The organism is Desulfomicrobium salsuginis, from assembly GCF_054657795.1.
On sequence record NZ_BAAHYA010000002.1, the window covers coordinates 2,176,670 to 2,187,974 of the forward strand.

Below are 11,305 nucleotides of genomic sequence, written 5' to 3' on the forward strand. Positions count from 1 at the left end.
CTCACTTGTGTCCGCCTCTCTGCCCGGCAAGTTCCAGGAGCTGCTTCACCACTCGCTCGCCGGCGTCGGGGATGCCCATGTCGCGCGCGGCCCGGGCCATTCTGGCCAGGGTTTCGGGCATCTGGAAGAGATCGCCCACCGCCGCGGAAAGATTCAGTTCGTCCAGCTGCCGCTGCTGAAAGACCAAGGCCGCGCCCGCCTTCTCCAGTGACCTGGCGTTGTTGAGCTGATGGTCGTGGGTGGCGTAGGGGAACGGCACCAGAATGCTCGGCTTGCCCGCGGCCGTCAGCTCGGCGATGGTCGTGGCCCCGGCCCGGCAGATGACGAGGTCGGCGAACCGGTAGGCCTCGTGCATGTCGGAGATGAAGGGCTCCACCCGCGCCAGCGGGTACTTCTGCGCGTAGGCCGCCTTCACGGTCTCGAATTCATCCTTGCCGGTCTGGTGCCAGATGCCCAAACCCAGGTTCTTCAACCCGTCGAGCTCCCGCAGCATGAAGCTGTTCAGGGCCGATGCGCCCTGGCTCCCACCGACGACCAGGATGTTGCGGCCGAGCACCCGCGGTTCGTCCCGCAAACGGCGGATCTCCGCACGCACGGGGTTGCCCGTCAGCACGGCCGGGGGCGTCGAAAAAGCGGGGGCGTCCATGTCCTTGAAGCTAACCAGGACGCGACCCACCCTCTTGGCCAGCACCCGGTTGGTCACGCCCGGCACGCTGTTCTGCTCGTGGATGGCCGCGGGGATGCCCATGAGGGAGGCGGCCAGCGTGCAGGAGAAACCGGCATAGCCGCCAAGCCCCAGCACGACGTCAGGCCGGATGGACCGCAGGAGCTTCCAGGAACGCAGCAGGCTGCGGCCCAGCCACCAGGCCGTGGACACGCTTTTCAGGCCCCTGCCCACGACGCCTTGGGCCGGCAGGGCCACGAACTCGATGCCCGCCCTGCGCACCCACTGTCCCTCGGGGCCCTTGGTGCCGCCGACGAACAGCACTTCGCAGCCCGGGACCATCTCGCGCACGGTTTCGGCCACGGCCAGGGCCGGAAAGATGTGGCCGCCCGTGCCGCCGGTTGTCAGGATGAGCCGCTTCATGCCTTCACCTTTCGCGACAGGTTGAGCAGCACACCCGCGCAGAAGAAACCCGCGACCAGGTGACTGCCGCCGTAGCTGACGAAAGGCATGGGCACGCCCTTGGGCGGAATGGCGCCCATGACCACGCCCATGTTCAGGATGCTGCCGATGACCAGGATCGCGCCCATGCCGAAGGCCGTGATGCGGTCGTGCATGGACTCCTGCCGGATGCTGATCAGGATCGCCCGCCACAGGATCACCCCGACGAGGATGATGACCAGGGATATGCCCACGAAGCCCAGTTCCTCTCCGATGACCGACATGATGAAATCGTTGTGCGCCTCGGGCAGGAAAAAGAGCTTCTGCTTGCCTTCGCCCAGGCCCTGTCCGAGCCAGCCGCCCGAACCCAGGCCGTAGAGGGACTGCACGAGCTGGTAGCCGGAGTTCTGCGCGTCCTTGAATGGGTCGAGGAATGAGAAGACGCGCCGGAAGCGGTACGGAGAGTTGACCACCAGCAGCGCGGCCGACACGAGCCCGAGCATCCCGGCCGAGGCCAGAAAGATGATCCGCGTTCCGCCCACCAGGCACATCAGGAAAAGCAGGGCCGACAGGAACACCGCGCCGCCGAAATCAGGCTGCAGGAGGAGCAGGAAGCACAGGCCGCCGGTCATGATGATGGGCGGCAGGAATCCCACGCTGAAGGTTTTGACCAGTTCCTGCTTGTTGGCGAAGAAATAGGACAGGTAGAAGACGAGCGCGATCTTGGCCGCCTCAAGGGGCTGAATGGAGAACGGCCCGAGCCTGAGCCACCGGCTTGCGCCGCCCGCCGTGGTCGAGAAGGGCGAGAAGATCGTCAGGATCAGCAGGCCCGCGGCCAACAGCAGCCAGATGTACGTGTTGCGGTAGAAGAACGCCATGTTCGAGCGGGCGGCGAAAATCAGCACCGAGAACCCGGCGCTCATGAACAGGACCTGCTTCCAGAACAGGGCGTACTTGTCGCCGTAGACCTTCTCGGCCATGATCCCGCTGGCGCTCAGGACCATGATCAGACCCAGGGACGCCAGGCTGATGACCGCGCCCAGCAGGACGATGTCGTAACTCATGAGCTGCTTCGCCGCTTCGCGCTGGGTGATCTTCATGCCGTTCCCTCCACCCATTCGCGCACGGCGCGCTGGAAGGCCTTGCCCCGCTCCTTGTAGTTGGCGAAGAGGTCGAAACTGGCCGTGGCCGGGGACAGGAGCACGCACTCGCCCGGCCTGGACTCGGAAGCGGCCCGGAACACCGCCTCTTCCAGCGTCGGATCCCAATGGATCTCCAAACCGCAGCCGGACCAGGCTCCTTCGAAAATTTCCCGCGACTTCCCGAACAGGTAGATGCCGCGCACGCGCTCGCGGATATGCGGCAGCACCGCGCCCAGGTCCCCGCCCTTGAACACCCCGCCGGCCAGCAGGCGCACGGGGCGGTCCTGACTCTTCAGGGCGGCAATCATGGAATCGATGGTCGTTGACTTGGAGTCGTCGACGAACGTGACATCGCGATGCTCGGCCACGGCCTCCAGACGGTGCGGCAGAGACGCGAAGCCCTCAATGCCGTGGCGCACGTCGTCCTCGCTCAGGCCCAGGTGACGACAGGCCAGGTATGCGGCCTCCATGTTCTCGCGGTTGTGCTCGCCGGGCAGGCCGGGGCATTCGAACCTCCGGCTGGCCACGAAATAGACCCGGTTCGCTCTGGTGAAGGAGCGCCCTTCCAGTACGTCCTTCATGGACAGCGGCGCCACGGCCAGGTCCCGCGCGTCCATATGCCCGAACATGCTGAGCTTGGCGTCGAGGTACTCCTCCATGGTCTCGTGGTAGTCCAGGTGGTTGGCCGAAAAATTGAGCAGCACGGCGACATGGGGATGGAAGGATGGGGAGTTCTGGAGCTGGAAGCTCGACACCTCGAGCACCAGGACATCGGCCCGATCCCCGCCCATGACATAGTCGCTGAGCGGAGTGCCGATGTTCCCGCCGACAAAGACGCTGCAGCCGCTTTGTTCCAGAATGCGGCCAATGAGCGTGGTCGTGGTGGTCTTGCCGTTGGTTCCGGTCACGGCGACGATGGGCTCGGACACGAACCAGCTGGCCAGTTCCAGTTCGGACACCACCTGCGCGCCCTCGGGCAGCAGGGGGGCGACCTTGGCCCTGGGGATGCCGGGGCTCAGCACGACGAGGGTCGCGTCCTGGAAATCTTCGGGCCTGTGCTGCCCGCCGCGGACTTCGAAACCCTGGTCCGCCGGGACGGAGGCGGCCACGGACTCGCTGCGCTCAAGCAGCCGCACCGTGGCGCCGAGGCGGACCAGCAGGCGCGCGGCCGCGATCCCGGACGAACCCGCGCCGAGCACCACTGCCGTGTGCCCGCGAAGCTGATCGCCGTGAATGAACTCGCGCATGACCGTCCTACCTCAGCTTGAGCGTTCCCAAAGCCATGACCGCCAGAAGCAGCGACAGGATCCAGAAACGGATGATGATTTTCGACTCGTGCACACCCTTCTTCTCGAAATGGTGGTGCAAGGGGGCCATGCGGAAAATGCGTTTGCCGCCGCTGACCTTGAAATAGCCGACCTGCAGGATGACCGACAGGGTCTCGACCACGAACAGACCGCCCACGACGACCAGCAGCAGCTCCTGCTTGCACAGCACGGCGATGAACCCGAGGGTGCCGCCGATGCTCAGGCTGCCCACGTCGCCCATGAAGACCTGGGCCGGGAACGCGTTGAACCACAGGAACCCGAGGCCCGCCCCGACCATGGCCCCGCACAGGACCGCCACCTCGCCAACGCCGGCGATGTAGGCCACTTGCAGGTAGTTGGCCATGTTCACATGCCCGGCCACGTACACGAAGACGGCGAAGCACCCGGCCGAAACCACGGCGGGCCCGATGGCCAGACCGTCCAGGCCGTCGGTCAGGTTCACGCCGTTGGAGGCGCCGATCATGACAAACACGCCGAAGGGCACGTAGAACCAGGACAGGTCGGGGTTCACGTTCTTGAAGAACGGCACCATCAGCTTGGCGGAATATTCCGGGAAGGAGACCAGGAGCGTCACCGCACCGATGCTGACCACGAGCTGGCCCAGCAGTTTGGCCCGCGCCGAGAGGCCGTCGTTGTGCTTGCGCACGACCTTCAGGTAGTCGTCGGCGAAACCAACGGCCCCGAAGCCCACGAAGACCAGGATCGTCAGCCAGACGTACTTGTTGGTCAGGTCGCTCCACAGCAGCACGCTCAGCAGCATGCAGAACCCGAAGAGCAGCCCGCCCATGGTCGGGGTGCCGCTCTTGGCCTGATGGTCCGGACCGCCCTCCTTGATGTACTGCCCGAACTTCAGGCGGCGCAGCCAGCGGATGCACAGAGGGCCGATGATAATCGACAGGATGAGCGCCGTCAGCATGGCGTAGATGGAGCGGAACGTGATGTAGCGGAACACGTTCAGCATGCTGATCTGGTCGCTCAAGGGGTACAGCAGATGGTAGATCACGCCCAGGCCCTCTCCATGAAAGAATAGTATTGCTCCATCCTGCACCCGCGCGAACCCTTGAAGAGCATCACGCCGCCCTCGCCGCGCAGAGACGCGACGGCCTGCAGCAGTTCCTCTCCGGAGTTCACGGCCGAAAACACGCCATGATGCTCACCCAGGCCGGACTGCACGTCCGACACGTGTCGGCCATGGAAAAAACAGTGCGTGGCCGAAGTGGAAGCCACGAGGGCGCCCAGTTCGCGGTGGGCCCTGGCGCTGTCTTCGCCGAGTTCGCGCATCTCGCCCAGGACCAGGACCAGCCGCCGCCCCTGGGCGATCCGCTCGGCCTCGCGGATGGATTGGGCCATGGAAACGGGATTGGCGTTGTAGGTGTCATCAATAAACAGCCACGCACCCACCCGATTCTGCACGAAACGCTGCGCCACAGGGCTGAAGGCCGCCAGGCCGGCCTCGATGGTCCGCGTCGGGACGCCGAGTTCCAGCGCCATGGCCGTGACCGCGGCCACGTTCTCGGGCACGTGCACCGTGGCCGAGACGTGCAGGCGGATATCCCGGCCCTTGGCCCGCAGGGCGTAGAGAATGCCGTCCGGGGTGTTCTCCTGACCGGTGCAGGAATAGTCGGCATCCGCGCCGCAGCCCGAAAATGTGACCTGCCGCAGGGAACGTTTCGCGCACTCCGTGGCCAGGAGGGGGTAGTCGGCGCTGACGCAGGCGAACCCGCCGGGCCTGACGTGGTCCAACAGAACGCTTTTCTGTTCGGCCACACCGTGAAGACTTCCCAGACCCTCCAGGTGACACCCTCCGATGTTGATCAAGAGCGCCGCGTCCGGGGCAAGGATGTAGCCGAGCTCGTCCATGTCGCCGGGACGGCTGATGCCAAGCTCCAGAACCCAGAAATCTTCCTGGCCCGACATTTCGAGGATGGACAGGGGCAGGCCGATCTGGTTGTTCAGGTTGCGGAAATTCTTGGAAGCCGAGCCGTGCAGGGACAGGACCTGCGCCAGCATCTCCTTGACCGTGGTCTTGCCGGCCGAACCGCTCACGCCCACGACCCGGGCCGCGGTGCGCTCGCGCCAGCTGCGGGCGAGGCGCCCAAGGGCCAGCGTCGTGTCCCGCACCAGCAGCACCGGCACGGGCAGCTCCAATGGCGTGCTGGCGACCACGGCGACAGCGCCGTTGTCCACGGCCTGGCGGGCGAACTCGTGCCCGTCGAGCTTCTGGCCGACGATGCAGAAAAAAAGGTCGTCCGGCTGCACGGCGCGGCTGTCGATGCTGACCCGCCGGATCACGCGCTCGTGATCCTGGTCGATGCTCGCGCCCATGGCGGCGGAGATGTCCTGCAGGGTCATGTTCATGCCAGGTGCTCCAGAACCGCTTCGAAATCCGAAAAATGCCGCTTCTCCGTGCCCACGATCTGATAGTCCTCGTGACCCTTGCCGGCGATGAGCAGCGCGTCGCCGGGACGCATGGCCTCGATGGCCAGCCCGATGGCCTTGCGGCGGTCGGCCTCGCGCAGGACCTGTCCGGCGCCGTTCAGCCCCGGTTCGATCTGGTCGAGGATGGACTCCGGGTCTTCGGTCCTCGGGTTGTCCGAGGTCACGACCACCACGTCGGCGTGGCGCGCCACGGCCCGGCCCATGAGAGGACGCTTGGTGGCGTCGCGGTCCCCGCCGCAGCCGAAGACCGTGATGAGACGGGCGAAGCCCATGGCCTTCAGGGCCACGGACACCTTTTCCAGCGCGTCGGGCGTGTGGGCGTAATCGACGAAAATATCGAGGCCGCGATCGTTGGGCACCCGCTCCAGCCGCCCGGGAGCGCCGACGGCGTGAGCCAGGCATTGCAGCGCTTCGACGTCCAATCCCAGCAGGAGCCCTGCGCCCATGGCCGAGAGCAGGTTGTAGGCGTTGTGCCGGCCGACCAGGGGAGTCTTCAGCTCGAACCTCGCATCGCCGTGACTCACGGCCAGCTGCATGCCCCACGAGCCGAAAGACCTGATCTCGGCCCGCAGCTGCGCGTCGGCGGCCTCGATGCCGAACCCGAGCAGGTCGGGACGCGCGGCCTTGAGACGGCGGCCGTACTCGTCGTCCATGTTGACCAGCCCCGTGGCGCAGCGTTCCTCGCCCAGGAACAGGCGGGCCTTGGCCTCGAAATACCGCTCCATGTCGCCGTGGTAGTCCAGATGGTCCTGGGTCAGGTTGGTGAAAATGCCGACTTCCACGGGCAAGCCCGCCAGGCGCTGCTGATCCAGGGCATGGGAGGACACCTCCATGACCAGGCACTCGACGCCGTCGCGCGTCATGCGGCCGACCAGTTCGTGCAGGCTCAGACAGTCCGGGGTGGTCATGGACGCCGTAATGTCCGTGCCCGGCCAGGAACAGCGCACCGTGCCGATGAGGCCTGCGGGGATGCCGTTTTCCCCCAGCAGGTGATGCACCAGATGGGCTGTCGTCGTCTTGCCGTTGGTGCCGGTCACGCCGATGACCCGCGGCAGGCGGTCTTCCGTACCGAAAGCCGCGCGCGCCAGCAGGCCGAGGGCCTTGGCCGGGTCGGCCACAGGCACAAAGGCCACGCCCTCGCGCGGCGCCACTGCGGCGGCCGGGCCGTGCACCACGACGCGCGCGCCGCGGGCCACGGCGTCGTCGATGAAGCGAGCCCCGTCAACCTTCGTGCCGGAAAGCGCGACAAAGACGTCGCCGGCCTGCACCCTGGCCGAGTGGGTGCGCAGGCCGGTTCCGTTTCTGAGCTTGTCCAGCACGTCTTCAAAATTCATGTCGATGTCCTAACCTGGTTGATAGGCCAGCCAGAGCTGACACTGCTTGTCCGCCGGCCATTTCTCGCCGGGGAGGGGTTTCTGTTTGCCGACGATGACGCCCTGTCCGCTGATCCTGGGCACGATCCCGTGCCCCACCAAAATTTCCAGCGCTTCGCGCACGGTGGCGCCCTGCAGGTCGGGCATGGCTTCGGCATCGGCCGCGATGATCGGCTGGCGCTCCACCGGAGCCGCGAAACGCTGCGACTGGGCGTGCGCCTGGGCGACCTGTACCGCCGGCGGTTCCGCCGGGGCCGTCAGCATGCCCGTCGCGGTCAGGAGCTGCACGCCGACGTTGCGCACCTCCGGAGCCACCAGCACGCCGCCGTAGTGCCCGGCCTGCGGCTCGTCAACGAGCATGTAGACCAGGTAGCGTGGCTTCTCGGCCGGAAACACCGCGACGAAGGAGGCCACGTACTCCCCGCCGTAACCGCCCGTGGGGCTCGCCTTCTGGGCCGTGCCCGTCTTGCCGGCCATGCGCACGCCATCGATGCGCGCCTGGGTGCCGGTTCCGTCCATCTGCACCACCTCTTCGAGCATGGCCATGACTTGGGAGGTCACTTCCCGATCGAAAACGCGCACGCCCTCGACGGGGCGGTCGGGCTCGTACAGCAGGCGCAGCGGGATGCGCACGCCGCCGTTGGCGATGCACAGGTAGGCCCCGGCCATCTGCAGCATGGTTACGCCAAGCCCCTGCCCGAAGGCCATGTTCGCCAGTTCGACTTCGCGCCACTGACGGGCAGGCCTGAGCAGCCCCGCCGACTCCCCGGCCAGGGGCAGGCCCATGGGCCGACCGAAACCGAGCGCCTGAAGGTACCGGCTGTATTTCTCCGCCCCCATGGCCAGACCGATCTTGGCCGACCCGATGTTGCTGGAGTAGCGGACGATCTCGTTCACGGTCAGGTTTTCGTACTTGTGCGTGTCCTTGATGCGGCGGCCCTTGAGGCTCCACTTTCCGTTCTCGCAGTAGAACCTGGTGGTGGGCTGGCAGACCTTTTCCTGCAACGCCGCCGCGACCATGATGGGCTTCATGGTCGACCCGGGTTCGAAGATGTCCACGGCGATGCGATTCTTCCACTCCCCGCTGGCCTTCTGCACCGAGTTGGGGTTGAAGAGCGGGTAGTGCACCCAGGCCAAAATTTCACCCGTAGGAACATTGACCACCAGGGCCATGCCGGTCTTGCCCTTGGCCCTGGCCACGCTGCGGGCCAGGGCGTCCTCGGTGGCCAGCTGCACCTGGCTGTCGATGGTCAGCCGCAGGTCCTGGCCGTCGAAAGATGCCCTGTCCTCCCCTTCGATCGAGGACAGGCGGTTGCCGGCGGCGTCGCGCTGGACCGTGTACTTGGTCGAGGACGGGGCGAGGTGGTCGTTGAAGGCCTTTTCCAGCCCCTCGATGCCCTTGCCGTCCATGTTCACGAAACCGAGCAGCTGCCCGGCCATGTGCCCCTGCGGGTACTGGCGGGAATTCTCGGCCTCGAGGTACACGCCGGGCAGGCCTTCCTCGCGCACGGCCGAGGCCTGCGCGTCGCTGATCTTCCTGGCCACCCACACGAAGCGCTTCTTGGTCTTGAGCTGTCCGGCCACGTCGCCGGGGTTCAGGCCAAGAATCTTGCCCAGTCGCTGGGACACCGCCCAGACGTCGCCGACCTCGTTCGGCCGCACGTAGACCGAAGGACTGGCGATGGACTTGGCCAGCAGCAGGCCGTTGCGGTCGAAGATCTCGCCGCGCTTGCCCGACACCGTCTCCGAGGCCCAGTACTGCCGATTGGCCATCTTGGCGTATTCAGGCCCCTTGATCACCTGCACGTGGTAGGCGCGCGCCCAGAGCCCCATGAGGGCCAACGCGAAAAGAACCCCGGCAAAGATGATCTTGCCACGGCTCCAGTCCCTGGGTGTTTTGCTACCTGTCTTGGCCACGATTGCCTCGCCTATTCCTGCAGGGTGCGGATCTGGTCGCGGTGCGGCGGACGCAGCCCGGCCCCTTCGGCCCTGGCGCGCAGCGTCGGCGGCGCCAGCAGATACTGGCGCTCCACCTGCAACTTCGAATGCTGATCCCGCTTTTCCTGAAGTTCACGCTCCAGGGTCTTGAGCTCATAGGCCAAGTCGACCCTCTCGATGTTGACCCAGACGAGCCCCAACCCCAGAACGATGGTCATCACGAACACGAGTCCCAGGCCCAGATACCCCGAGCCCAAGCCCTTCACTCCCCACCCCCTGCGATACGCTCGGCCACGCGCAGCTTGGCGCTGCGGCTGCGGCTGTTGGCCCGCATCTCCTCGTCTCCCGGCAGCAGGGGCTTGCGGAAAGGCAGGCGGAGCCTCTTCTCGTGGCCGCACGTGCACACGGGGTACTCCCGCGGACACAGGCAGCCGGTGCTCTCCGTACGGAAGGCGCGCTTCACGATGCGGTCCTCCAGGGAGTGGAAGGAAATGACGCAGATGCGCGCGCCTGGGCGCAGGTAATCGACGACGCGCGCCAGAAAATTCTCGACCTCTCTCAGTTCCTGGTTGACTTCCAGGCGCAGGGCCTGGAACGTCTTGGTCGCGGGGTGATTGCGGGCCAGGGCGCGGCGCTTGGCCGGGTAGGCCGCGGCCACGATGCGGGCAAGCTCCAGGGTGGTCTCGATGGGGGCCTTTTCCCTGATCTCGACGATGGCGCGCGCGATGCGCCCGGCCATGGGCTCCTCGCCGTAGTCCCACAGGAGCTGGCGCAGACGTTCGAAGGAGGCGCCGTTGACGATGTTCGACGCGGGCTCACCGCCTGACCCCGGATCCATGCGCATGTCAAGGGGCCCGTCGTGCAGGAAGGAAAACCCCCTTTCGGGGCTGTCGAGCTGCAGGGACGAAACCCCGAGATCGGCCACGACGCCGTCCAGGAAGTCCCAGCCGAGTTCCCGCAACGCGCCGGAAAAATTCTGGAACGAGGTGTGCGCCAGATGCACGTTCTCCCCGTAGCGGGAGAGCCGTTCGCCCGCCTTCTGCAGGGCCTGCCTGTCGCGGTCCAGGCCCAGAAGGTGCGCCTGGCCGCCGGTCAGTTCCATGAGCCGCGACGCATGGCCGCCAAGGCCAAGGGTGGCGTCCATGTAGAAGCCGCCCGGCTTGGGGTCGAGCCAGTGCATGACCTCTTCGATCATGACCGGGATGTGTTCGGAGTATGCGTCCATGGGCCCCTTCGGATCAGAACCGGAGTTCAAAGCCGTTGCCGGCCAGATCGTCCATGACCTGGTCGAAATTCTCCTGCATGGCCGTGCGCTGCGCCTCGAACCGCCCCAGGTCCCAGATCTCGAACTTGCGGCCCACGCCGGCCAGGACGATGTCCTTCTGCAGTCCGGCGTAGCTGCGCAGATGGGGCGGAATGAGGACGCGGCCCTGCTTGTCCAGGGTCACCTCGACGGCTCCGGAGATGAAGAACCGGTGGAAGTCCCGCACGCGACGGTCGGCCATGTTCAGCTTGGAAAAACTCTGCTCGATCTGCTCCCACTCGGGCAGGGGGTAGGCGGCCACGCAGTCGTCGAAATTCGTCAGGATGAGCTTGCCCTCGGGCGACTGGGCGAACACCTCGTCGCGAAACTCCGGGGGCAGCATGAGCCGCCCCTTCGGGTCCTGCGTACGATGTGAATGCCCTCTGAACATGCCCAGCCCTCACCTTTTTCCACTTTTTACCACTTTTTACCACCCTTACTCACGCACCTCCCGGAGAGTCAAGCCATTCCACCACTTTTTGCTCAAGTAGGGAGCGAAAAAATGCGGCCATCTCCCTGCGCCGATGCGGCGCGCTTTCGCGGGCCAAGCGAGATACGCCCCACCGCGCCCCTTCGCCGCGCCCAGCCTTCGGCGAGACGCGCCTGACACGGGCGTCGGGATGCGACCGTTCGTGACGGCCGACGCAAAAATTTCCGCCGCTCCCACTCAATTCCTT

General features: G+C 66.0%; 10 protein-coding genes. All 10 read right to left on the reverse strand.

Annotated elements, in window-relative coordinates:
* Position 1 precedes the first annotated feature (1 nt).
* The 10 genes from murG to mraZ are packed head-to-tail and all read right to left on the reverse strand — an operon-like array spanning position 2 to position 11,019.
* Positions 2–1,087, reverse strand: coding sequence for an undecaprenyldiphospho-muramoylpentapeptide beta-N-acetylglucosaminyltransferase (gene murG / locus ACYQ3G_RS16870; RefSeq protein ID WP_459827800.1), 1,086 nt, complete (start codon positions 1,085–1,087; stop codon positions 2–4).
* Positions 1,084–2,205 (reverse strand): putative lipid II flippase FtsW, encoded by a 1,122-nt coding sequence (gene ftsW, locus ACYQ3G_RS16875; protein WP_028576507.1) that lies wholly within the window; start codon positions 2,203–2,205, stop codon positions 1,084–1,086. The genes murG and ftsW overlap by 4 nt, the downstream gene beginning before the upstream one ends.
* Positions 2,202–3,494, reverse strand: coding sequence for a UDP-N-acetylmuramoyl-L-alanine--D-glutamate ligase (gene murD / locus ACYQ3G_RS16880; RefSeq protein ID WP_459827804.1), 1,293 nt, complete (start codon positions 3,492–3,494; stop codon positions 2,202–2,204). The genes ftsW and murD overlap by 4 nt, the downstream gene beginning before the upstream one ends.
* A 7-nt stretch (positions 3,495–3,501) precedes the next feature.
* Positions 3,502–4,578, reverse strand: coding sequence for a phospho-N-acetylmuramoyl-pentapeptide-transferase (mraY, locus tag ACYQ3G_RS16885; protein WP_028576509.1), 1,077 nt, complete (start codon positions 4,576–4,578; stop codon positions 3,502–3,504).
* Positions 4,575–5,933: a UDP-N-acetylmuramoyl-tripeptide--D-alanyl-D-alanine ligase gene (locus tag ACYQ3G_RS16890; protein WP_459827808.1), complete on the reverse strand. Its 1,359-nt coding sequence runs from the start codon at positions 5,931–5,933 to the stop codon at positions 4,575–4,577. The genes mraY and ACYQ3G_RS16890 overlap by 4 nt, the downstream gene beginning before the upstream one ends.
* A complete protein-coding gene (locus ACYQ3G_RS16895; protein ID WP_459827811.1) occupies positions 5,930–7,348 on the reverse strand; it encodes a UDP-N-acetylmuramoyl-L-alanyl-D-glutamate--2,6-diaminopimelate ligase in 1,419 nt (472 codons plus the stop codon). Before ACYQ3G_RS16895 ends, ACYQ3G_RS16890 begins: the two co-directional genes overlap by 4 nt.
* 9 nt (positions 7,349–7,357) lie before the next feature.
* Positions 7,358–9,304 carry a penicillin-binding transpeptidase domain-containing protein gene (locus tag ACYQ3G_RS16900; protein ID WP_459827813.1) on the reverse strand — a complete coding sequence of 649 codons (1,947 nt, stop codon included), beginning with the start codon at positions 9,302–9,304 and terminating at the stop codon, positions 7,358–7,360.
* An 11-nt stretch (positions 9,305–9,315) separates the two neighbouring features.
* Complete coding sequence (locus ACYQ3G_RS16905; protein ID WP_043774661.1) at positions 9,316–9,591, reverse strand: hypothetical protein; 276 nt, start codon at positions 9,589–9,591, stop codon at positions 9,316–9,318.
* Positions 9,588–10,550 (reverse strand): 16S rRNA (cytosine(1402)-N(4))-methyltransferase RsmH, encoded by a 963-nt coding sequence (gene rsmH, locus ACYQ3G_RS16910; protein ID WP_459827817.1) that lies wholly within the window; start codon positions 10,548–10,550, stop codon positions 9,588–9,590. Before rsmH ends, ACYQ3G_RS16905 begins: the two co-directional genes overlap by 4 nt.
* Before the next feature lie 13 nt (positions 10,551–10,563).
* Positions 10,564–11,019 carry a division/cell wall cluster transcriptional repressor MraZ gene (gene mraZ, locus ACYQ3G_RS16915; RefSeq protein WP_028576515.1) on the reverse strand — a complete coding sequence of 152 codons (456 nt, stop codon included), beginning with the start codon at positions 11,017–11,019 and terminating at the stop codon, positions 10,564–10,566.
* Positions 11,020–11,305: the final 286 nt, after the last annotated feature.